14 protein-coding genes are annotated in these 25,879 nt (G+C 41.7%); 13 read left to right on the top strand and 1 reads right to left on the bottom strand.

From position 1 onward, the window contains the following. The first annotated feature begins 215 nt into the window (after positions 1 to 215). The 5 genes from AAW12_RS14610 (at position 216) to AAW12_RS14590 (ending at position 8,961) form a co-directional block, all read left to right on the top strand. Positions 216 to 3,347: a SusC/RagA family TonB-linked outer membrane protein gene (locus AAW12_RS14610; protein ID WP_197084046.1), complete on the top strand. Its 3,132-nt coding sequence runs from the start codon at positions 216 to 218 to the stop codon at positions 3,345 to 3,347. A 45-nt stretch (positions 3,348 to 3,392) separates the two neighbouring features. Beyond that, the gene (locus AAW12_RS14605; protein ID WP_046674339.1) at positions 3,393 to 4,868 is read left to right on the top strand and encodes a RagB/SusD family nutrient uptake outer membrane protein; all 1,476 of its coding nucleotides are present in this window, start codon (positions 3,393 to 3,395) and stop codon (positions 4,866 to 4,868) included. 19 nt (positions 4,869 to 4,887) lie between these two features. After that, positions 4,888 to 6,030: a DUF4859 domain-containing protein gene (locus tag AAW12_RS14600; protein ID WP_046674338.1), complete on the top strand. Its 1,143-nt coding sequence runs from the start codon at positions 4,888 to 4,890 to the stop codon at positions 6,028 to 6,030. An 80-nt stretch (positions 6,031 to 6,110) separates the two neighbouring features. Beyond that, positions 6,111 to 7,079, top strand: a complete 969-nt coding sequence (locus AAW12_RS14595; protein ID WP_146752972.1) for a hypothetical protein — start codon at positions 6,111 to 6,113, stop codon at positions 7,077 to 7,079. Between the two features lie 22 nt (positions 7,080 to 7,101). Next, entirely contained in the window at positions 7,102 to 8,961 is a 1,860-nt protein-coding gene (locus AAW12_RS14590; protein ID WP_231585275.1) for a DUF4859 domain-containing protein, read from the top strand. 98 nt (positions 8,962 to 9,059) lie between these two features. Here AAW12_RS14590 and AAW12_RS14585 read toward each other — a convergent pair whose 3' ends face one another. Then, a complete protein-coding gene (locus tag AAW12_RS14585; RefSeq protein ID WP_046674336.1) occupies positions 9,060 to 9,518 on the bottom strand; it encodes a hypothetical protein in 459 nt (152 codons plus the stop codon). A gap of 387 nt (positions 9,519 to 9,905) precedes the next feature. On the opposite strand from AAW12_RS14585, the gene AAW12_RS14580 reads away from it, so the two are divergent. The 8 genes from AAW12_RS14580 to AAW12_RS14545 all read left to right on the top strand — a co-directional run bounded on the left by AAW12_RS14580 (position 9,906) and on the right by AAW12_RS14545 (position 25,582). After that, positions 9,906 to 10,406 (top strand): OmpH family outer membrane protein, encoded by a 501-nt coding sequence (locus tag AAW12_RS14580; RefSeq protein WP_046674335.1) that lies wholly within the window; start codon positions 9,906 to 9,908, stop codon positions 10,404 to 10,406. 8 nt (positions 10,407 to 10,414) lie between these two features. Continuing rightward, positions 10,415 to 10,969 (top strand): hypothetical protein, encoded by a 555-nt coding sequence (locus AAW12_RS14575; RefSeq protein ID WP_046674334.1) that lies wholly within the window; start codon positions 10,415 to 10,417, stop codon positions 10,967 to 10,969. Positions 10,970 to 10,980: 11 nt separating this feature from the next. Then, on the top strand, positions 10,981 to 16,488 hold the full coding sequence (locus tag AAW12_RS14570) for a DUF5977 domain-containing protein (RefSeq protein WP_046674333.1): 5,508 nt from the start codon (positions 10,981 to 10,983) through the stop codon (positions 16,486 to 16,488). Positions 16,489 to 16,533: 45 nt separating this feature from the next. Next, entirely contained in the window at positions 16,534 to 20,403 is a 3,870-nt protein-coding gene (locus tag AAW12_RS14565) for an RHS repeat domain-containing protein (RefSeq protein ID WP_046674332.1), read from the top strand. After that, a complete protein-coding gene (locus tag AAW12_RS14560) occupies positions 20,376 to 21,065 on the top strand; it encodes a hypothetical protein (protein ID WP_046674331.1) in 690 nt (229 codons plus the stop codon). Before AAW12_RS14565 ends, AAW12_RS14560 begins: the two co-directional genes overlap by 28 nt. A gap of 374 nt (positions 21,066 to 21,439) precedes the next feature. Further along, the gene (locus AAW12_RS25635; protein ID WP_156167659.1) at positions 21,440 to 22,402 is read left to right on the top strand and encodes a hypothetical protein; all 963 of its coding nucleotides are present in this window, start codon (positions 21,440 to 21,442) and stop codon (positions 22,400 to 22,402) included. A gap of 19 nt (positions 22,403 to 22,421) precedes the next feature. Continuing rightward, positions 22,422 to 23,339, top strand: coding sequence for a tail fiber protein (locus AAW12_RS25630; RefSeq protein WP_053003724.1), 918 nt, complete (start codon positions 22,422 to 22,424; stop codon positions 23,337 to 23,339). Between the two features lie 200 nt (positions 23,340 to 23,539). After that, positions 23,540 to 25,582, top strand: coding sequence for a hypothetical protein (locus AAW12_RS14545; RefSeq protein ID WP_046674330.1), 2,043 nt, complete (start codon positions 23,540 to 23,542; stop codon positions 25,580 to 25,582). Positions 25,583 to 25,879: the final 297 nt, after the last annotated feature.

The raw sequence follows: 25,879 nt of genomic DNA, 5'->3' as shown, positions 1-25,879 counted from the left end.
GAGTGGGTAAGATCTGACCGAAAACCGCTGTTTCGAAGCACTAATTTTGTTACAGAAAGAACAACTAATCAATTTTTTAACATACTGTAGCCGCCTTTTTTAGAAAGGAATCGCGTTTGTCCGATGGGGTAAATGTGTGGTCGACGGTATGTTAAAATGAACACCTGCTTAACGAAATTATGACTATGCATGAAAACCTTCCAAAAAAATGCTTAATGGGTATTTTTATGTTGCTGCTGTTGGTCTGTCAACAGCTGTATGCGCAACAACAGAGAACGGTCACGGGGATCGTTAAAGACGAAAAAGGCACACCTTTGTCTGATCTGAGTATTTTAGAGAAAGGCATCCGCAATGCCACCAAAACAGATGCGGATGGAAAATTCAGCCTACCGCTTAAATCGGCAAATCCGACCTTGATTTTTAGTTACGTCGGTTATGTACGGCAGGAGAAACAGCTGCGTGCCGGCGAAAATACACTTCAGATAACGATGAAGGAAGATGGAACGGGGCTGGATGAGGTGGTCGTAATGGGCTATCAGGATGTGCAGCGCCGGAAGACGACAGGAGCTATTGCTACCGTAAAAGGGAAGGATTTTGAAAATACGCCCTATGCAACCTTCGATGCCATGCTGCAGGGACGCGTGGCCGGTCTGACCGTGTTGAGCACATCGGGTGAACCCGGTACCAATAACATTGTCAACATCCGCGGGACGAGCAACCTGGGTCTAGCAGACAACCAACTGCAGGCGCCCTTGTACGTGATCGATAATATTATTTACGACGTGAGTGATATCCGGTCGGCTTACGGTAATGCAAGTCCGTTGCAGGCCATTAATCCCAACGACATCGAATCGGTTGATATCCTGAAAGACGCTTCGGCATCGGCCATTTATGGCGCCCGTGCTGCCAATGGGGTCATTATCATCAAAACCAAACGTCCGGCGCAGGGGAAACCCGAAATACGGATCTCGGCATACAATGGGGTTTCCAGCCGTCCGGCCATGAAGCCCATCACGGTAGGAGCCGCCGAGCGCAGGCTGAAAATGAATCTGCTCTATCAGGGTGGATCGTACGACTGGTTCAATAATGGGTCCATTAGCCCCATGTTGACAGATAGCTTAAATCCGGCCTTTAACAACAATACCGATTGGCAGGGTCTTTTTCTGCAGTCGGCCAACATCAACAATGTCAATGTGAGTATCGGTGCCACCATGGAGAAATTTTTATACCGTTTCTCGGCACAGCGTTATTATGAGCAAGGTGTAATGATGGGCTTTGAAAATGAAAACCTCACACCACGCCTGATGTTACAGGCCAATCCAACGGACAATTTCCAATTTGAGACCAACTTGTTCGCAGGTTTTACTAAAGCAAAACATGGTTCGGGTGACGATACCAAATATCCTTTTAGTACCTGGGGATTTCCTTCTTCTTTCTATCAGATTACAGATGTAGATGAGCAGATCTATACAGGGCGCTACGACGGTCTGATGGATCGCGATAACGCCTTCAGCCTGAATGGAAACTTCGCTGGGACACTCAAGAAATTTCTGATCAATGGCCTGACCCTGCGCTCGCAGTTTTCGTTTAATGTCAATAATAATACGCGCGATCTTTTTCGTCCCAAACTGCTGACCGGTAATAGAAACTATGCACAAAATTGGGTGAATCAAAACAAGCGCTGGGAATGGGAAACCTATTTTAACTACATCAAGAGCATCCGCAACATCCACAATTTTACGGCTGTTTTGGGTACTGGTATTGAACGGAACACGTCCAATGAAAACTATATGTATGGCTATAACGACAATGGAACTTATGTGAAAACCGTAACCGGTATCCCTTCCGGGCCGGATCTTTATGCGACGACTTCCATCAGCGAGCGCTCACGCGTCTCGGTATTCGGTCGTTTTGGCTATGATTATAAGGACAAATACTTGCTTTCTGCAAGTTACCGGATGGATGCCTCGTCGCGATACAGTAAGGATAACCGCTGGGGTATTTTCCCGTCCATATCTGCCGGCTGGGTACTTTCGGAAGAGCCTTTTTTCCAGGGAGGCAAAAATGCCATATCCTTTTTCAAAATAAGGGGTAGCTATGGTATTACGGGGCGCGATCCGGGTTCGTACTACGCACGCTATACAGGACTGACTTTTGATGCATCTTATGCAGGATCGGTGCTGGAAAATGGTATCGCTGGTTCGGTACTCTCGTATAACGGTAAACCGACAGTATCTCCTAATTATGCGGCGGCGGCAACATCACCGACGATCCGATGGGAGCGTTCACCGCAGTTTAATGCCGGATTCGATATGAACCTGCTGCACGACCGAGTTACGGTTACTGCCGATTTTTATGTGCGCGACTCCAAAGAATTAGTTTACGATCTGACGATGCCCGCTACTTCGGGATATAGCACCGTCTCCAATAATTTTATCAGTGTGAGAAACAGTGGTGTGGAAATGACGATTATCTCCCGAAATATGGCTCCTTCGTCGGCATTCCAGTGGACGACCAATTTCAATATGGCTTATAATAAAAATTATGTCACCAGCCTGCCGGATGGTGGAAAGGAAATACAAGTGGGACCACCCTGGATGCAACGCGCCCTGAATGTTGGCCAACCTATTTTTCCATTCAAGGTATGGGATGTGGATGGCGTATATGCGACTAATGCTGACGTGCCTGTCGATCCATTGACCGGAAGAAGAATAGCGCACTTTAATCGGTCGGTCCTTTATCAGGCTGGCGATCCGCGCAGAAGGGATGTCAATGGGGATTATGTGATCGATTACAACGATAAAATTGATATGGGAAATCCAAATCCCGACCTCGTAGGCGGATTTATCAATCAGTTTTCCTACAAGAATTTTAGCTTATCCACACTCGTAAGTTTTGTCTTTGGACGCTCTTTGTGGAATGGTTACCTGTCGGATAAATTACAGGATGCCGGTTCATCTGCCCTTTATTCGACCTGGGGAACAAATTCGGCGATTGCAGGCGATTTTAAGCCGAGCGACTTCTGGATGAAAGACGGCGATCAGACCAAATATCCGAATTTGTTTCGTAATACGGTAGACAACTGGCACATCGCCAACAGCACGTTTGTGGAAAATGCCAGTTTTGTACGCCTGAAAAATATTCAGCTGAGCTACACATTCCCGCAGGCCATGATTAAGAAACTTAAGTTGAAAATGCTCCGCATTTATGGGGTCGTGGATAATGTGGCTGTTAAGTCCTGGTCTTCTGTGCCGGACCCTGAAGCAGTGGAAGCCAATGGTTATTCAACGGGTAACGGATATCCGATCCCGAAGAAATGGACAATAGGCTTGGATGTTACCTTTTAATTATGTCAGTTCCATCGGATAACGGTGGCTTAAAATTAGTTAGAGATGAAAAGAAAAATATTGTTTTTAATGCTGAGTGCTTTCATGTATCTCGCTTCAGGCTGCTCCAAGTTTCTGGACATTGAGCCTGTCAGTTCGGCAACCGACGAGAACTTCTGGAAAACGCAGGAAGATGCCAATAGCGCAACCAACGCCATGTATGCGCTGCTGCGCAAGGCCCTAAATCAAGCCAACGGTATGGCCTACTATGCCTATGGCGATTTGCTAACGGACGAAATTACTTCTTCGACCAACGCAGACTTTAGTCCGATTGTCAATATGCAGCTAAACACGGCTGTAGCAGCCTCGGAAACTTGGCGGCCTGCGTATCAGCTGCGGCGCTATGATGTCTTCTATCAGGCCATAGATCAGGCCAACCGCGTTATCCAGAGGCTCCCTAAGATGGACGAAAATGTCTTTGACAATGTATCGACCAGGGATTACTATATCGGCGAAGCTTACTTTGTGCGTGCATTTGCCTATTTCTATATGGCGAGGGTATGGGGAACAGTGCCGATTATAACAGAATCTGTGGTGCCCATTGATGCTGTAAATCTGGCTGCAAGTAAAGAGAGTGATGTGCTGGATCAGAGCCAGGCCGATTTAACTAAAGCGTTGACTTTACTGAAATGGAGCAATATCGACCAAGATGATTTTGCATTGCGTGCAAATACCGGAGCAGCGCTTGCCCTGCAGGCGCACCTGAGTGCTTGGCGGGGCGAATATGCCGACTGCATCGAGGCGGCTAAATCGGTATTGGAAAGCGGCGAATATTCTTTTGTGGGAAGGGACAGTCTGAATTACCGCAGTATTTATCAGGGAAAATCCAATGAAGGTATTTTTGAGATCTCCCAAAATGGGGAAAACGAAGGTACGAACTCGGGAATTGGATACTTTTCGCTAGCCGGACCTTATTTTCGGTCTTTAACAGATCCGATTTTAAGAATCAGTCAGGATTATATTAAAACGCTCTTTAAAGATAGTAACGATAAACGATTTAAAAGTGTGTTTGATATGGTTTATAACGGTAACTATGCGCTGTGTACGAAATATGCAAATGTTAAGTTCTCGAGTAATGCGTCAAATGCCAATGCGATTTTTAAAAATAACATCATCATCTTTCGCTATTCTGATATTAAGCTGCTGATGGCAGAGGGATTGGCCGCAACGGGTAAAAATAGCTCCGCAGAAACCATTTTAAATGAAATCCGTACGCAAGCTGGACTGCCTGCCTACACAAACGAGGAACCGCTCATTGAGGCCATCTTTAGTGAAAGAGCGCGCGAGCTTTTTCTGGAAGGCCATCGCTATTATGATCTCGTGCGGTTGTATAAACACTTTAACGTCTATAAATTTCCGGAAGGCAAAATGAACCAGTCGCAATTTAACGCGAAGAAATACTTTTGGCCATTTGATCCATCGTTGTTGTCTGCCAATCCTATGCTGAATCAGACACCATACTGGGGAACCGTCAATATGTAAACCACTAAACCTGAAAAAAATGAAAACCTTATATCGATTTGCATTGCTGCTGGCTTTTGGACTGGCAGTAGTAGGTTGCAAGAAAGCGGCTTATCTGACGGATGATGGCCTCCATACAGCCGAAGTCAATCTGTCTACTTACGACTACCTGGCAGCTCATCCCAATGGGATGTTTGACACCCTGCTGCTGGTGATTGACCATTTTAAACTCAAAAACGAAATCAACAAGGCGAAAACCTTTTGGGCGCCTTCGGACTATTCGGTCAACCGTTATTATAAACAGAAGGCAGACTCTGTAAAGTATGTGGATGAAAATGCACAGTATTCTTTTGACCAGTTTCTCAACGAAATCCCTGTAGATTCTGTGAGGGCATACATCTATAACGAGGCGCCTTACGATCTGGAAACGGCCAGCACAGCGTATACGACGATTAGCAATGCGGCCAATGTGGGTGGATTTTTCTATCATAAGCAAAAGCAGCCTAAAGCGGCCTGGTCTTCACAGCCCGTTTATTACCTGTATTACGTGAAGGTGCGTGGTGAGGCCGATCAGATCAGCCCCGACGGTATTGTGACGGTCAAAGAAGATGATCAGGCCGACATGCGGGTATATTGTCAGACTACCGGTATTAAAACAGCTTCAGGAACAACGCTGAATGTATTGGCCAATACACATACGTTTATCGGCGATTTTGTGCCGCGCATCCTCACCGGGCCTAAAATTGTGGAAACTGGTGCTACGCTGACCTTTACCTACGATCTGAGTATTAAATACGATGCAGCCGGTTATACTGGCACCACAGTAGACGTTTTGCTTCCGCGCTTAGCACGATTTTATGGTGTGGAGAGCGGAGCCATATCCGCGCTGGTAGGCAAGGACGTCACCTACTACGCCGTGCAGCCCGATGGCGGTTTAAATGCAAACAGTACGGCAAATGCACCGGGACACTGGTTCGATGCCAAAGGGCAAACCTGCTCCTGGGGTGCCGATGCACGCATTGTATCTGAGCTGGCAACCTCAACAATGACCTTCAATATTCTGCAATATCCAGGGCAAACAACGGTGGGTAGTACCTATACGGTACGACAATCCCTCGTGTACAAGTCGAAAACAAAGGGTGATTTGAATGCTGTTTTTGTATTCAACATTAAGATCAAATAAATTATGAAACTAGCTGGGTGGATTCCGCGGCAGTGCTGAATCAACCGGATGGTTTCGTCACACATGAAAAAATAAAACAGATGAAAAAACGAAGTTTTATAATCGGCTTAGCAGGTTTATCCCTCGGGCTATTGGATTCCTGCAAGAGTGATCAAATAGGTTATTTAAGTGAAAATATACGCTATAATGTGGAGAATCTGCAAGTCAATCAGGGGGCAGTGGTGTACACGGATGCCATTGTTGCCAATGGAAGCACAACCCCGCTGACCGTAAATCTGCTTGCGGTACGGAATAAGGAAACCGGCGAGCTCTCAACAGAATTTTCAAAAGAACATGAGATATCCACCTACCTGGCGGAGATCACCTGGCGGGATACTACTTTGGATCTGTTGAATGCCAAGATCGGCAAGGCTAAATATCCACCGATGATGCTCAATGCGACCGGTGGTCGCGTGGGTTTTACACAGGCGACGCAATTTGTGACCCCGGGACAGTATACGATCGATGTGGAGGTGAGCAATGTCGCCGGACAGAAAAAATTTAAGAATATACTGGACTTTAATGTCATCGGTGCTAAGAAGGAAGATATTTTATTTAAGTCGTGCACGAGTTCGGACTACGGGGCCGAATCCAATTTTCTACCGTATACAGACTATGAGATCGTCGTAGAGCATAAGGCGGAAGGAGAAAACAAAATTGTATATCAATGGGAAGATAAAAACGGCAAGCCCTTCAATCCTAAAAAAGGCGAGGTCATCAAACGTGGAGACCGGCCGACATTCAAAAATTGGTCGCCTTATTATCCAGAGGAAGTTACCGATACGGGCTTGGTGTATCGCTATCCAGATGTTTCGGGTCTGGTGTATCCCATCATGAACGGTACTTATGTAGGTACAGAATTTTGGTCGGGTGATCCCATTTCTTATTACCGTATTGTTGGTACGGCGACTACGCTGGGACGTAATCTTAACCCCGTATCGACCATCAAATTCTACCGAAGTGGTACCTATACCGTTCGCTTCCGTTTTTTGACCATTACACATAGTTGATCTCTACCTATTAAACGCTCAAATGATGAAAAGTATCGTATCGCATAAAGTCCTGCTGACCCTGGTTTCAGCACTTGTATTCCTTTCGCAGGGATGCAGCAAAAAAGAAGTAGCGCTTCCTGTCGAGGAAGAGATCACCACGCCACCCGTTACTGTGGGAACAGATTCTTTAAAGATTTATAAGCCAAAGGAATTTGAAGGCATGGATTATAACGATAAAGGGAGCAAATGGTCCTATTCGCGGAGCCGTCAGTCGGAGCATTTTATTGTGTTCTGGGGGGCAAGCTATGGGAAGAACGATCCCAATGCGAACACCGTACCTGAAGAATATCGGGTCGATATTGATGATCTTTTGGCCAAGGCCGAACAGTTCTACGCATTGAACGTCGGCACGCTGAAGTTTGCAGAACGCAAAGTGAACCGATCCAATCTGGATAAATACAAAATGATGATTTTTGTGCATTATACGACAGAATGGATGGCGTATGGCGGCGGTTACGACGATACAATCGGGGCACTGTGGATTAATCCGGCGACCTGTAAACCGGTGGGTTCTGTAATTGCGCACGAGATCGGGCACAGTTTTCAATATCAGGTATTTGCCGATCTGAAAGGCGGACATGGATTTCGTTACGGCTACGGCGGAACCAGCGGCAATGGGTTCTGGGAGCAGACCGCGCAATGGCAGGCCTACCAAACCTATCCCGCACAGGCATTTTCGGGAGCCGATTTTCCCGTCTATACCGAAAATTATCATCGTCATATTCATCACGAGAAATATCGTTATGCCAGCTATTTCATCCATTGGTATTGGACCAGCAAACATGGGATCGATATGATTGGCCGCATCTGGCGCGAAGCTTTAAAACCCGAAGATCCGGTGCAGGCTTATATGCGTATAACGGGTATCGATGTGAAGCAGTTCAACAATGAGATCTATGATGCGGCGACCCGCTTTGTGACCTGGGACCTGAACAGCATCCGGGAGTATGGGAAGAATTATATCGGTAAGCTGACGACCAAATTTACCCGGCAGTCCAACGGTAGTCTTCGCGTTGCCTATGATCGTTGTCCGGGCACTACGGGTTATAATGTGATTCCGCTGGAAGTTCCGGCTGCTGGAACCCAGGTTTCGGTAGCTTTTAAGGGACTGCCAAATGCTGCTGGATTCAACCCGGTGGATGCCAGCCGTGCCGGATGGCGCTATGGTTATGTGGCATTATTGAAAGATGGCACGCGGGTATATGGTGACAGGACGGAGGGCACGGAGAATACGGTCGCGTTTACTGTTCCGGCCAATTGCAGCAACCTCTGGTTTGTGGTCACAGGTGCCCCATCTGTTTACCAACCACATGCCTGGGATGATGACGACAGCAACGATGAGCAATGGCCTTACGAAATCAAAATTCAGGGTACAACGGCTACGGGATACAATGAGGTGAGCAGTCAGCCGAAAGATATCGCATTGAATTATGACTTAAGTTTCCCAGCAGATGCTACAGGGTATTCGGGTACGCAAGTAAGCGTCAATGCGACTCAGCTAGGGGAGGCCTTGGCCATACCTTCGGCAGACCTGGCGGGTTTGATGAGCAGTGGAAAAATTAAGTTCTATGCCGTGGAGCCAAATGGAAGTTTAAATCCCAACAATACGGCCACGGGTTACGGGCATTGGTTTACGCCTGCCGGGGCCGTCACCAACTGGGGCGCTAGTGCGGGCTTGTTTTCGGAATTTAACGCAAGTACGATAACATTTTCTATCGGGCAGTATCCAGGGGCTCTGGCAGCTGGAAAGAAATATACCATCAAGCAGGCACTGGTGTATACGTACGAAGGAACGAAAACCGTGCAGGCGACGTTTACATTTAATGTGAATATCAAATAAGAGTTAGTGGGAACCGCTAGATTAGGTGACGGTTCATATGTTTATGTTTATTTAAGTGAAGGCCACGTCGGGAGATGTGGCTTTTTTATTTCCGTTGTTCAGATGCTGCAATCATTTGCGATGATTTCGTCGATCTCATTGCAGATTCGTTGTATTGGCTTTGTAAAATAGCGCTGTGCGAGCTGCACTTTTTTTTCTTTACCGTCTTCATTTCGATAACGTGCGAGAAGCGATACACTGACGGTGATGAGGCCATACTGTTTGAGCTTGTAGATCGTAAATCCCTGTAGGTTTTCCAACGGAACGGTTACCTCTTTACCAAAAAGCCCTTTGCGTACGCGCATTTCCCGTCTGTCCATATCAATGATAAAATAAGCTCTCAGCAGGGAAATCATTAGGATGACAACAATACCCAGCATCCACCACTTGAAAGAGGATTCCGGCATTTTGATGAACCCAACTAGGGTCATAATGGAAAATATACCAACCAAAGGAACATAGGTTCCTAATTGGGGTTTCATTTTGTACTCGTTTCCGTTTCTTTCGAAGTTTTTCATGTGTTTTGCTTTTCTTTTTGCTTAACTGTATTCTGAATTTAAATTAGTCGAAATTTTGCAATAAATAAAATGTAAAGTTCCGTGCTGTTTTTTGAAAATAAAGTTGGTCTTTATAGATGAATATATATATGGGAGGGTAACTTTAATTGTTTTTTATGTTAAATCAATTTATTTTAGAGGTAATTTAGTTAAGTTATTGAGCAATGGTAATACCCCTATTTTGTATGATTGAAATTTAAAGTATTATGTAGATATTTTTTTTATGTAAATTTTTTTGTCTCAATATCTACTTTTGATGTTTTTTTTGTTATTTTGAATTAATGTTTGATTGTTTAAATATCGCAATCTAACTGAACCTATTTTTAAAGTATTTAAGTATATCATTTTATGAAAAGTATTCAAGCGCTATGGGCGTGTTTTATTCTTGTATTGGGATTGTGTGTTTATTTATTATTCTTCAAAGGTGAAAAAATTGCTTATGTGGAATCTACTCGTATATTTCAGGAGTATAAGGGAGCAAAAGTTGAGCGTGAGAAACTTGAAGCAAAAGGAAAAGAGTTTAAACTTAAAATTGATACATTAAATTTCGAAGTTCGTGAGGCAATTATTAAGTACGATGGCCAATCGGATAATAATGCCAAACAGATTATTCAGCTTAAACAAAAACAGTTAAATGATTATCAACGTAGTGTACAGGAAAGCCTGCAATCGGAAGAATCAGCGGTAATGGCAAAAGTTGCTGCCGAATTAAATGCATTCCTAAAAGATTATGGTAAACGCAACGGATACAAATTTATCTTTATTGCCAACCCATCAGGTACCATCGCCTATGCAGCGGACGGAACCAATGTTACCGACGATGTTCTGAAAGAGATCAACAGTAAGTAAACCTCATCATGCGAAATTTACTCATTTTATTTATTTCCTTAGCTTTTTTTAGTTGTGGAAATCCTCCGAAACAGTTCGCTACAGTTAATCAGGGGCTACAATATATTTCTGAAAGTAAAAACGGTTTTGTGAAAGACACCCTTTTTAACAATGGAATGGAAGTCAAGATTCAACTAATACCTGCATCCCTTGTTCAAAAAACAAATAATCCGGGTAAACAAAAATATTTTAGCATACAGTTGTCGTTCAAAGGACATGAGTTGCTAGCACAGCTTCCACGTGAAGAGTATGGTGCCTATGTACAGCTCTTTTCTTTTGGTATGGACCGATATATTTTTCTCCGAGCAGATTCTGGTAAGGAATTTCCTGCAGGAATGGTAAGTTATCAACCTACTTATAACATGGGTAAAAATAATGAGCTTATCGCTGTTTTTAACGAAGATTTTTCCTCTTGTAAAGTACTTAAACTAATAGTAAAGGAATTCGGATTGAATCTGGGGCAGTTGGAATTCTCTATAGATCCTGCAAAATTTGATTATTCACCTACTATTGTACAATTATAATATTAACCGAAATGAAATTTATTCAGCTATTAAATAGGCATACGCGGAAGATTGCAGCAATATGGGGCGCTGTATTCCTTCTCCAATTGGTTAGTCCTATGGCAGCCGTGGCGCTTACAGCAGGTCCAACAGCACCGGAGGCAACGAGTTTTGAACCTGTAGATACAACAGACATGGTAAATCCGTTGACCGGTAGTTTTACATATAATCTCCCGCTATTAGAAATTCCGGGCCCAGAGGGCGCATACCCACTCTCCTTATCCTATCATGCTGGTATACGCCCTGATGTTGAAGCTTCGTGGGTTGGTTTGGGATGGACATTGAACCCGGGAGCAATTAATCGAAACGTTGCAGGTTTTCCAGATGATTTTAATGATGTTTCTTTAAAGAGGCGCGACTATTGGTCGGGCGGAAATCGGAAAGAATATGGTTTGGAAGTAGGATTTGCCAGTATGGTGAATGTTGGGTTGGTATTTGCAACCGATACTTATCGTGGGTTTGGGATAGGTGCCAGTATTGGATATGGCTTTAAGATGGGAGCACTGAGAGCAAGTGTCGATGTTGGTATAGGTCCATATGGAGGTGGATATGCTGGCATGGCTGTCTCTTCAGGAGTTGAAGTAGCAAATGGTATAGGCGTGAGTTCTAGTTTGGGTCTATCGACCAATTTTAATAGCGTGGGGCTCAATTCTGGAATGTCAGTAACGCAGAGTAATGGAGGTGATAATGCATCAACGAGCTTATTGTCTGGATCGATGTCCACGTCATCAAATAAGACTAGTCTTTCGGTCATGGGAGCCAGCGCAATGGTGTATAACGATAATGCAAATAAGATTAGTACGTCCAGTTCTGGATTTGGACTTACAATACCAATCGGTCCTATTACAGTAGGTGTTTCATTTAGGAATCAACGGTATTGGATCGATGAGACGGCACAGGTAAACACTAGTGGCACATTATATACGCCAATATTTTCCTCAAATCCTGGGGAAACCTATATGGACAATCGTACCTATGATAATTATAGGTTGCTTCCTGATAATTTAAACATAGTCGAGAGTACTGATGATGAAAAATTGGTAGGAGGCACATTTCCTGAGTATGATAATTATTCAATTACTGGGCAGGGCATCGGAGGACAGATACGACCTTTCCTGTATCAGCGCGCTTTGAGTACACAGAATATGTATGACTATAAAAGTCTGGCCAAGCCTGGGTCAACGAATGCAATGTTTAAAAATGGAGTTGGATTTAGGTTTGTAAATGATTTTTCAAATTCTTTCGACCAAGCTCTAACTGATATTGTAGAGCAGGATGGAGCACAGCCCTCTGTTCAGACATTCCCTTTTGACATGGCGGGGAATCCCGATAATAGGATCGGGAATGAATTGGCAGGTTCAAAACATATTAAGTACTTTACAAATGACGAAATTATCAATGGAACAACTGCCAAAGCAAAGGGTTTTATTGATGTGGGTACTTCAGCAAAAGGCTTCACCCGATTGACCAATAACAGTACAATCGGCGGGGTGACAGCAACTAGAGCCGGTAGTCAGATCGGTGGTTTCATGGTGACCAATGAGTCTGGTATGACTTATCATTATGCACTTCCCGTATATACTTATGGCGAATATTCGTATAATTATACGAGTTCAACCAGTGAAGGTTTTAAATACACATCGACAAGTAGAGATGAACCCTATGCGTATACTTGGTTGTTAACAGCTGTAACCGGAGCAGACTATGTCGATCGAAACGGAAATGGACTGGTTGATGATGCCGACTGGGGCTATTGGGTCGCAATGGACTATGGGAAGTGGACAGATGATTATATCTGGCGTACCCCCGCAGAAGGTAAAGATCACGATATTGATCAAAAATACGAATTGTTTAGTATGGGGAAAAAACAATTATTTTATCTCAATAAGATTCGGTCACGTACACATACAGCATTTTTTGAAAAGGAAGTTCGGTTTGACGGAAAGGGTACAACAAGTAGTGTCTGGAACAAAAGAGACTATAACAATGAAGGCGGCTTCGATTCGAATTCTGCGCAAAGCTTAAAACTAAATAAAATCTACCTTTTAAATAATGCAGATATTTCAACCTTCAAAGAGGATAGTTCAGGACCTGTTGATTACAAATATAACGGCTTTTACAATAATATTATTGATACATACGATGTTGCTAAGTTCGGACAAGCACTTCTTGAAAGTAAGTCTATCCGTGTCATAGATTTTGGATACGATTATAGCTTGGTGAAAAATACACCAAATAGTTTTCGAATAGAGAAGCCCGACACTAAACTCGGTAAATTGACTTTAAATGGTATCCATCTGAGGGGGAAAGGTGGTGCCGACTTACTTCCGGTCACGCGCTTTTCTTATGAGCAAGAGGTAGCAACTTTTAAAGGAAATATTGTTGGTAAGAACCAGTTTACCTCTACAAATCCAAGTTTACAATTGGGAACTATGGTTGAGAAATCTGGACAGTATGTAGGAATGATTGTTAAAATTGATCAGTCAACCAAAACCTTTACGTTGGCGAACGGAGCAGATTTGGGAGATAATCGCAATGATGTAGATTTTAGAATTACCAAAAACCCGGATTATTGCAAAGACTGTCATGATATCTGGGGTTTTTACAAAGGCGATCTGAACAAAGAGGTATTGTCTCTAAATGAGGACTTCGGTAGACGTGTCACCGCGACATCGGCAGTCGGTACAGATGCCTGGAATCTGAGAAAAATCAGTTCGCCGACAGGAGCTAATATTGAACTTGACTATGAAAGTAATGATTATAGTGAGATTGCTTATAATAGAAACCTAAGTTTTCCAATATCATCTTATGAAAAGCTAGGCGCTGACCTATTTGCTTTAAAAGTGCCTATTGACCAGGAAGAATTTGATCGCTATTATTTCCTAGGAGAAGGAATTAATGCCGTCTTTATCTTAGGCTCATTTACGGGGGCCTATATTAAGCAGTCAGACGGGAATAATAACTTGGCGAGATATAATGGCTGGACTAGCGATGGACGTTTAAAGATTAAGTTCGACAGAGCAATAAATGAAATTACCGCGGGTAATATCCGAGTATCTAAAGTTTTTAATAAGACCTATGGTGGAGGGCCCCGAATTAAAAATATTAAAAACAAGCTGTCTAGTGGTGTTATTTATAAGACGGACTATGTTTATAATGTCGATGGATATGACCCAAATACCTCAACAGGTGTAACTTCTTATGTCCCATATGGGATAGAAGTGGGTAAATATATATATCCTGTATTGGACTTTATAAAACAACCCTATAAATTGGAACTCAACAATGACCTAGATGAAGTTTTGAAATATGCTCGTGAAATTCCGGGACCGGGTGTGATGTACTTTGCTGTGACAATTAAAAATTCCGTCATTCAGCCAAATGGCGATACGCAGAAAGAAGGTTATACTGAAAACTTCTATAGAAAGTTTGATCGCTCCATGATTAAACGGCAGATGCTACAGGAACGTGATTTTGCGACTTCTACTCATAAATATAAGCCCTATGCGATCAATCTTTCAATGCGGGATTTCACTACAAATGTAGGCGATTTGCGGGCAATATATTATTACGATTCAGACAGAAAATTGGTTAAGGAAATAAACAATACCTATATCTTGGATAAGGGAGTTCTTGGTGATTATGATAGTTATAGAAATCAGATGAGTAATTTTTCTAATCAGGGACTTGTTGTTGAAAGGTTTGCGGAGGCTAGGTTCTTTTACAAAAAGGATGAACGAAACAAGACTTATATTGTAATGGCTGCTCGAGAGCAATTTCCTTCAATTTTGCTTTCATCAACAACTACTGATTATATTAATGGCTCATCCGAAACAAAGCAAAATATTGGTTTTGATTTCCTGAATGGACAACTTACCCAAGTATTGACTAGAGATTCCTACGGGAATCGCTTTATGACGGAGACAAAGTACGCCTATAAGGATTATGCGGAAATGGGCAGTAAGCTTACAAATAGTAACTATAAAAATATGTTAACCCAAGTATCCAGTCAGGTTAATTATAAGGTGGATGCAAATAATAATAAAACGGGTGTAATTAGTGGAAATCGTTCTATATGGAGCAAAATTGTCGATGTGCTTACACCTGAAGGAAGTGTAATTAAACAAAATTCAGCAACATATGGTAATATCTGGCGCAAGCAGCGTGAAGATGTATTGGAAATACCTGATCAGTATGCAAATTCAGGAATTTTACCTGTTGACCAGTTAAATAGCAATTGGAAAGCGATTAATACTGTCAGTTTATATAACGTCTTCTCAAAAGCATTGGAAGATTACGATCGTAACAATAACTATTCAGCCAATAGATATGGTTATAAGAACAGTAAGATTGTCGCAGGAGCAAATTTCAGTAAATATAAAGAGATTGCATTTAGTGGTGCTGAAGATGAGTTATCTATTGGGGCTGCTGTACCAGGTGAGGTTTTTAAAGGCGCAGGTACCGTTTCTAGTAGTGCATTCCATACTGGAAGTAAAAGCCTTTCTGTTCCGGCCAATGCAAATGGATTCGAGTATACTGTGCCAATTTCTGGACTTACAGCAGGTCGAATTTATCAGGCAAGTGTGTGGGTTAAAAATAGTGCCAATGGTAATGTAAACTTGTATTATGATATTGATGGAACTACCAAATCAGCTGCTCTCAATTCTGCCCAAAGCACTAAAAAGTCAGGGGATTGGAGCCTTGTCAATCTTGAGATTCCTATTACGACAGGCACACAACTCAAAGTCTATGTGAAGAATGATGGAACGGCAGCGAGTTTTATTGACGATTTTCGATTCCATCCAAAGAATGTGAGTGCATCGGCATATGTGTATGATAGTTTTTCTGGGGAGTTAATTTATATCTTGGATCATCTGAATCTCTTTACTCGGTTTGAGTACGATGCAATGGGAAAACTCGTAAGAACATATAAGGAACAGTTTGGTCGCACGCCATATAAAACAAATGAATATCAGATGAATTACGGTAGCGCCAAAACTGTCTATTATAACGATTATCAAGAGGATACATTTAGAAAGAATAATTGCCCTAGTAATGTTCCGGGGCCTTATGTGAATTATTCTGTTTCATCAGGTACGTATTCCTCGAAGATCAGTAAGGAAGATGCGAATAATAAAGCACTTGCGGATATCTCCCGTAACGGACAGAATTATGCTAATGCAAATGGTGACTGCGCTGGACTTTCTGTTAATGTAACTTTCCATAATTATACAACAATGGTATTGTATGTTAATATTTCTGGACCGATGAGTCCGTCGATTGAAATTCCGCCCGGGCAGACTTCGACAATGTTAAATCCAGGTACATACACGTTTAATTTTGTGCACCGGGATCAGGTCAATGCTGATAAACAATTTCAGGTTTCCTATTATGCCACGGACAAAGTGGGGAATACCGTCACCTTCACAGAGAATATAGGTAAGGATGAAATCTTTTTAATAAAAAATTCGGGAAAATGATCAGCGGCATGTTTATTTTTTGTTTCCATTTAAAAACCAGTTTTTATGAAAGATCACTATAGTCATATAAAAGCGTTTTTGTGCGCTGTTATGATACTTTTGCACCTTCAGGTTGCTAATGCACAGACAAGTAGCCTGAATGCGATCGTTCTTCCAGCGAACGGTGGTAGTTCCCTGATTGTTGAATCGGGGCAAACGTATAGCGCGGTCAGTGGCGTAAGTATTACCCTCAAACCCGGAGTCCATTTTAAAAGCGGCTCCAACATAATTCTCCGTATCGATAATAGTATTAGTGGTCCTGCTGCACCCAATAATCCCAATGAGAATACGAATATGAACTGGACGCTGTCCCGTTCGTACGATGCGGGTGGAGCTGTGATTGGGGAAAGCAAGTCATTTTTTGACGACAATGGTAAGCTTTTACAGACACAGACTAAAAATATGGAGGCTTCCCATGTACTGGCTACGCAACCTCTTTATGATGTCGGCGGGAAGCAGGTGGGTACAACATTGTCTGCTCCCATCAACAATTCTGCGTTTGCTTATAAGGCAGATTTTGTGAGAGGACCTGGTAATACCGCTTTTGGCTATCGTAATTATAGCTTATATATAAACCAGAATACTATTAGTGACAAGCGGTTCCAGCCCGACCCCGTTGACACGGTTACCGCAGGATTGATGGGTTCACTGGGTCAGTATTACAGTAGTAAAAACCCCTGGGAGCGCCTACAGGATTATACCAATATGCCGTATAGCACTTCTGCTGGGGCAAAGAATGGAACAAATATTTACAGTATCAATGGAGGTGTAGGACAAAATTTCAGGCTAGGAAGCTCGCATGAAACAAAACAATTTAATGTTCCTGTGAGCAGAGAACTGGACTTTTATAATCTAGTCCGGAGAACCTATCTGAGCGCGGAGGAGCTAGGTGATACTGCTCTGATGTCAAATGCGCAGAAAATGATGACGGTCAGTTTCGATGCGGATGGTCGGAGTGCGGTTTCCATCAGTATTGATGGAAGGACCGTCATGAGCGGACGGGAGGGAAGTGATCTTTCTCTAAAAGGGGCTTTGACTTTAAATAGCGGTAACTCGGGGTATTTTGCTGTCCTGAAAAGCCAGACTATTTCCTTTCCCTCAGGAAAATTGAAGGACTATTTTCGCAACGAGACCGAAACTATAGACCCGGGTACACGGCAGGTATTACCTGGACTGTACCAGTTTAGTGGTGGTACATCTCCGATATTGTATCAATTTGGTCTTTCAGATGTAAGTTTCAATTTGTATGACCACTTGGGCCGGTTAAAAGCAACTATTCCTCCTGAAGGGGTGAAGAAATTATGGACAAGTGGAGTAAGTAGCTTTTCCACACTGGCAAGCATCCCTTTCGTCAAAACGTTTAAATACGATGGTCGTGGTCGATTGATTGAGAGTACGGATCCCGATGCAGGTAAATCGGCGAGAAAATACAGCAGCGATGGTAAGCTGCGTTACTCGCAGAATGCTGTGCAGAAGCTGGCAAACAAGTTCAGTTATACAAATTATGATCGTTATGGGCGTAGTGTCGAGAGTGGCGAATTACTGCCTTCGGGCACTGTAAAGTTTGAGACTCTCACTTTAGCCATGTTGGATGCCACAGAAGATGATCGTAGCAAATATCCGGCAGGTACCAAAAGCGATGTAATGACCATAAGCTATGATACGGCTTCTGTAGTACCTTCTTTGCCTAATTATGTTCAGGATAGTTACTTTCTATCTGGTGGAGCTATTTCGACAAAAGCCAGGTATAGTGGAGCACCAAGCCCGGCTACTCTGTTAACCAAGACCTGGTACAACTATGATGGTGATGGCAAGGTTATCTGGGTGGTGAAGTATGTCGCAGGGCTTGGCTACAAGACGATGGATTATTCTTATGATGAGCTGGGGAATGTGGTCAAGAGCATCTATCAAAAGGGCACAGCAGGTGAGACCATGGTGCACTATTTTGAGTATGACAAAAATAAAAGGCTCATAGCAACGTACACCAATACCACTGACATTGCTACAAGTAAAGTGCTACATGCTAAATACAGTTATTACCTCCATGGTCCGCTAAAGCGCGTTGAACTGGGAGATAAGCTGCAGGGAATAGATTATGTGTACAGCATCGACGGTAAGCTGAAAAGTATCAATAACGCCAATGCTTCAAAGGATCCTGGTATGGATGGAGGAAATGGTTTTGCAGCAGACGTTTTCGGTATGAACCTTGAATATTATCTGGGTGACTATAACAACAAACAGGCCGGAATACCAAGTATTCAGAGTGGGGGAAATGCCGCAAGCTATAGTGGGCTGATCAATGGCATAAGCTGGTTTTCGAAGAAGCCGAATTCTACAGATATCGCACCAGTGATGAATTCATATAGTTATGACGCGATAGGGCAATTGACCGAAAGCAGATGGGGGACACCAAACTTTACGGGATCATCCTTTGTCTCCGGAGGTGAGATCAACAGGGAGCGCGGTCTTAGCTATGACGGTCATGGCAATATCAAAACCCTTGTCCGTACGAATGGATTAAGTGGCGAAATTGGTAACTATACATACAATTATCAGGTAAACACTAATAAATTAAGTTCAGTAACTGGATACGCTACTTATGCTTACGATGCGGTCGGTCAATTGGCATCTCAGATCAAGGGGAATGCTGGAATGTATTTGGATTATGACGTCAGTGGTAAGGTCACAAAAATATACAGTGATGCAGCTAAACAGGCAATAATTCTTAGTTTTGTTTATGACGAGGATGGCAATCGTGTGATGAAGAAAGATCATCGTACGGGCGCTGTGACATGGTATAGTTTAGATGGAAACGGCTCATTGGCGGCGATCTTTGAACAACAGGGGGCTGGTGCGATCCAATTAAAGGAACAGCCTGTTTATGGATCTGACAGATTAGGAACGTTTTATAGACTTGGTAGCAACTATCAGTACACGATCACAGACCATGTTGGCAACACCCGTGTTGTGATCAACCGGAATAAGACAGCAAGTGGCGGTGCTGATATCGTATATTATGCAGATTACTATCCATTCGGAATGGAGTTACGTTCAGGTGGCGTTGAAAACAGATACGGTTACCAGGGGTTGTATGCGGAGAAAGATAAAGAGACGGGTTGGAATAACTTTGAACTGAGGAACTATGATGCGGCCATTGGTAGGTGGTTGACAACTGATCCAAAGGGGCAATATCATTCACCGTATATTGGGATGGGAAACAATCCGGTTGGAAGAGTTGATAAAGATGGTGGATTGGATGACGATATTTTATATAACCAAAAGGGCGAAGAAATTGATCGTATTCCGAATGATGCTCAAGATCGTCATTTTATGCAACATAATGATGGAAACTATTCGTATAAAAGGGAGAGGTATATTCAGGTAAATAGTAAAGTAACTGTAATCGGAGATGAAAGAGAAATTGGGAGAGCACATGAGATTGCAGGGTTTGATGGAAAATTAGAAAACTTCACTGCAAAATTGGATGGTATTTTAAATGCTGCATTTAAAAATGTAAAAGGCAATGCACTCTCTATGGCTTTAGAAAGTAGAGGTGGGGGACATCTTGACTTTATGAAAGAATTTAAACCTGGAGTTTTATACAACATTAATGGTATTTATTATAATAATCATGAAGCATTAAACTATGTTTGGGGAGCAAGCTTAAAAAAAGCAGGCTTGCCTCTCCCGGCACCGTCAATTGCCAAAGAGCTTTTTCATATGGGCTTTCATTTGAGATTTGAAGGAAATGAACCAGAACACAATAGAGCAATAAATCGAGGTTATTATAACTATCCTGGGAGGCCTTCACAGATTTATACGATTCCAACATATTATAATGAAAAAAAATGGCTAAATCGATCTATAGGCAGGTAATCTGGAAACTGTTGTTTATTGGTTTCTTGAATTTAATAATTGGATGTAGTCGAGACTCTTTTCATAGAGTTACGGCGACTGATCTTGTTGATTATGAAAGCACAAAGGGAGTAAAATGGGCCAATAGCGATAGTTCTATTATACTCACGTCTGTAATTGACAATGGGATCTTTTTGCAGGAGTATAATATACTATTGGCATTAAAATATTATAACGGAACTGACTCTATATATTATGTTTTGAAGGATACACAGATCGGCAACTATATTGTCAAAGATAATAAGTTGTATATCTATGACAGAAGTATCGGGTCTCCAGGTACTGTAGAGGGATGGTATGAGACGGGTAAAGGAAATAGACGAATGCTGGATAGTGTTTTTTTTACCGGAGATAGTATCTTGAAGAGTTGTCCAGATCTGAAATCTTTTGACAAACTTGCCAAGGCTAAACCTTATGGTATCTATAAGATAGATCATGATACCTTAAAGGTCGTTGCACAAAATGGACAGGAGCAAAAAAAGTACCTTGAAAACATCTATGTGCCCGGGTTCTATTACTTTTCATCTCCGGGATTAGGATTGGAGCGGATATATGATCTTTCATTGATTGAAGAAAAGTTAAAGAAAAGTACTCCTTCTACTTTGGATCCTGAATATTATTAGTTCACTCTATTAAATAGAGTGTTGTGGTAGATGTGTACTTAAGAACATTTTGTTCTTAGAATGCCAGTAACGCGCTGATTCAAGATAAAATCAATAGTTGATAAAAGCGATGATAACATTTTCGGAGGCTGATGTATACTAAGCAAAAAGGTTTGTACAAGAACTCATCTGTCTGATTTTCCCAAAGCTGAATTTGTGAAACGAAAGGGATATTCGCTCAATGAAATGGATAAAATCTTATTAAAGAAGATTGAAGAGACGATGCTAAAAACGCTCCAATTGAACTAACCTTACATGTTATTTCACTGCAAAAGCAGATCGACGAGTTAAAAATGGGAAATAATTAAAATCAAAATATAGTATAAAACAACCTTATGAAGTGTCAAATTTTTAAATTTTTACTACTTTTTACAGTTTTATTCAATCTCAGAATTTCAATGGCCCAGGTCACAACTGTATCGGGTGATTATGTACACAAAATTATTAATACTGCAGGAAACGGGGACTTTACTAAGTCGTTAATTCTTTTGCATGAAATATATGATAATACACTTTTAGCCGATAACTATCTGATTGGTACATTAGCTGCTCGACGGGGAAGCCAAGGTGCATTTAATCGTCTTAACGTTGCAAATGTAAATAGCTCATCTTCCTATAACGCAACATTTGCCAATTTGGTGTCCAATGATGAAGAATCATTTCGCTGGCAGCTCAAAACATGTCGGTATAAGGGAAAAAAATATATTGCCTTGGATGTGCCTTATGCTGCATGGCATGGTAATGGGATCCAGTTCATTGGCTGGGTGAAGTCTTCTGGAATGAGCTTAGAGTTTGTTATTTACGAAAAGAATAATACACCTCAAAACACCGATGTTTTAAGTGAAATCGTAGATTATTCCGCAAATAGACAAATCACCAATTACGTGTCAAGATTTAATGTCTTGGGTAAAGTTGGAATAGGCACAGCTGATCCTCAAGCCGATCTCGCTGTAAATGGTAATATCCTAGCCAATCAAATCAAGGTTAAGACAGATATCTCTGTCCCTGACTACGTTTTCGAACCTGATTATAAACTAAAGAGTCTGGAGGAGATTGAAAGTTATGTAAAAGAAAATAAGCATTTACCCGAGATTCCATCGGCAAAACAGGTTCAAGCGGATGGTTTGGATGTAGCCGAAATGAATCTTTTATTGCTAAAAAAAATGGAGGAAATGACACTACATATGATTGGCCAGCAAAAACAGATTCGAGAGATGAAAGCTGAGATCGACAGAAAGAATGAAAAGACCATAGATCATAAAAAGGTGTCTTTTATAAAGAGGATCAAATCTAATTAACAGTATATATTTAAAATTTATGAAAATATTTTTATTCGCTTTATTATTAAGCGTTACGCAGTTGGTATTTGGACAGGCTAGTAGTGGTAAGTTTGTTGTTAATGGTGATGTTGATAAATACTATCCCGTAATTTTTAACGATTATGGCTGGGTAGGACATCAACCTACCGAGATTCAAATCGGCCGATCTGATGCACATGAAGACGCCAACTGGAATGGATCGGTAATGGCAAGATTCAGGATCCACACAATGATGTGGGGACATGGATCTCATTTCATAGAGACCAATATCTATCAGGGACGTCAGGATATGGTCGTAATCGTTCCCTTTGTGGCTGGTTATCATGATGCTACAAAATCCAGTGGTAGCCGTGATTTTGTCATTTGGTTAAAAGGTAAATCAACCTATCATTATACCTCAAATGTCCAGCAGAGCCCGAGAGTGTATGACAATGTTCAGAATTCACTGCCTTATCAGGAAGAAAATGGAGCTGCTCATACCTTTAAGACGGCAATGGACGAAAATGTCAATGCGAATGGAATGATGTTAAGTGGCCAATTGTCAATACAGGGGGCAGGCAATAATTATTTTGCAGGGAATATTGGTATTGGAACTCGTATACCATCAGAAAAACTTGAAGTCAACGGCAAGATACGTGCTAAGGAAATAAAAGTTGAAGCTAATAACTGGCCTGATTATGTGTTTAAAGCAGATTATAACTTGCGAAGTTTAGCTGAAACGGAAAAGTTTATAAATGAACATGGTCATTTGCCAGAGGTTCCTAAAGCTGAAGTCGTGGAAAAGGAAGGATACTCGCTTAATGAAATGGATAAAATTTTATTAAAAAAGATTGAGGAGATGACGCTGCAAATGATTCAATTGAATGAGACGGTGAAGAAACAGGCTGTCGAGATCGATAAATTAAGGGGTAGATAAAGCTGCTCCCTAGTTATTGTAAGTCTAAGTTGCGGTATTTTATAAAAGCCAGGTTGTGTGACCTGGCTTTTTGCTTTTCCTAGTCATCCTTAAAATCGACTTTTCGGTAGTTTCATCCTACCGATAACATAGTCCTTCTTTTCCTGATGTAGCCCCTGGATGAAGCCTAAGTTTGTGTAAGATTTAAAAACAACAACATAATGGCAAATCAATTTCTTATTAAAAACAGGCTAGACGATATAAGGACTCTATCGGCGGCAGAACTTACAGCATTAACAAACGGTACCTATGACGGACTGCGACTATTGGGCTACCACCAGGCAAATGATACACCGCACCCGATCAATTACTATATCAGTAAAACTGCTGAGCAGGATAATGCCGGTAGCGTAATAGCTGTCGGTGGTAAAAAGCTGGAACATAAATTCACCCAACAAATTGATAGTAGATACTTTGGTACCAAAGGAGATGGTCTAACTGACGATGCGGATGCACTAATCCGCTGCATCAAAAGTGCATTATATCATAAGGCTCCTGTTTATATCCCAAAGACAGCTGCGCATTATAACATCACCAAAAATATCCGGGTTCCGTTTGAAGTTGGGAGCAGAGTTAGGCTTGTCATTTTATCTAATGATGCCTTGATTAAGCCCAATCAAAAGCTTACCCATAGTAAAGGTCAGAATATTTGGAACGTGACTCAAAACCGGGAGGTTAATGTTTTCAGCTTAGGGGCTGATGGAATATATCCTTATCCACCAAATTTGTACAATATTTTCGATAACAACGTTGGGCATAGCGTAGAGATAGACGGACTTGAATTTGATCTCTCGGTATACGATGCGGTCCCGTCTGCTACTTCTTATAACAACGATATTGTTTCGGCATTTCAGATCTCTGCAGAAAGGATTAGGCTATCAAATATTCGCATCGATAACGGTATAGGAAGCGCGATTCGTTTAATGGGAAGCCGGCTACTTAACCTTTCAAATATCACTGTGAATAATTTTGGAGGCCGCGACAAGAATCTTCCTATGACGTTGCCCGATAGCTATGGGGATTCTTTGCATATCATGGGGACAAAATCCGGCGCCAGGTATGTGTTGGAGGGCTGTCATTTTGTAGGTAAGCAAACTGCGGGTAATTTCTCCCGCTGTGGTATCGTTCATGAATTTATGATCAATTATGATAACCGTGAGTCAAGCATGATCGTCCGGGATTCAACGATCGCAAACTTTTCCAAATGCTTTCATACTGAGCAGACCGGTTATTTTCAGAATACCTTTGAAAATGTCAAATTTTTTAACTTTAATATGTTAGCTGCAAATGCAGCCAGTATTTCGGATATTACCTACCTAAACTGTGATGTTGAACAAAAAAATGTCGACGGACTAGAACAATTGGAAGCTTCGATACTATCTTATATCGAAAGTTCGGGCAATGCGGTAACGAAGTTTATCGGTGGGCGGATCAGCCAGATGACGACCACCCCGAACCGTAATGCACAGATTGGAAGTATTGTACTATTTCAGGGAGTCGATTTTTACAGTAATGGAAATAACCTGCGATTTTACGATGGTAAAAATGTTGTTTTTGATAGCTGTGTATTCAATGGTTTTGGTAGTGAAGATGCCAATCAATATTCAGTCTCAGGATGGGTGGCCAATGAGGCTGATTACTTTTTTAGCAACTGCTCGTTTTTAAATAATAGCAACCGGTATTTTAAATCCGATAATCAGTATCTACGTTTTCATGATTGTAAAAGTGAAAGCAAGGTGGATTCGTACACCTGCGGTAAAGATCGGCCGAAGAAATATTTTGTATCCAATATATTTCCGAAAGCTGACGATATCTTTCAGATCTATATCCCGTTTGTTGGTAGTGCAAATATCGATCTGAGTAATTATATACCACGGAGTTTTCTGGAAAGTTTGGGATTTTTTGCTGTCTTGGTCGGGACTAATAAAGATAACGGCCGAGGGTTCGATAATTTTAAGGAAATTGTGCGTAATGAGCAAGGTTATTACCTGATCAATCCTTATTGGCACAGCTCGGGATGGTGGCAGTATGACCGCCAGCTAAAAGGCACTATACCCTCAGGCTTTGAAGTGTCAACCTCAAATGGAGGATTAACCTGGATGAATGCGCAGCGGGGAACTAATGTCAATGGTGTTTATCTCATTGTCTTCAGTCGAAAATACTGGGAGTATTTTAGCGATAAATGGATTAAAAATATTCCCTAATAAACCTGTAGCTCCCGCTCCCATGAGTCCCTTAGTGAGTAAGGGACTTACTTACAGCTTAAAAATATTTTACAACTAGTCCTTATTTCAAGATGCATTGAGTGAAGGATATGGAAATATATAATATATATTACACTTGTTAATTAATATGTTTTTCTAGAAATTTTTTATAAGCTATTTTTTTGAGAACGCTTTTTTTAAATAATTTTTTGTTGTAATTTTCACTAGAATTTAAGGAAATATGTGTGTTTTTTGAATTTAGCTATCAATTGGACCGTATTTGGTTTAAAGTAATTA

It is taken from the genome of Sphingobacterium sp. Ag1 (assembly GCF_000988325.1).
Lineage (GTDB): Bacteria > Bacteroidota > Bacteroidia > Sphingobacteriales > Sphingobacteriaceae > Sphingobacterium.
This window is presented reverse-complemented; position numbering and strand designations above follow the sequence as displayed.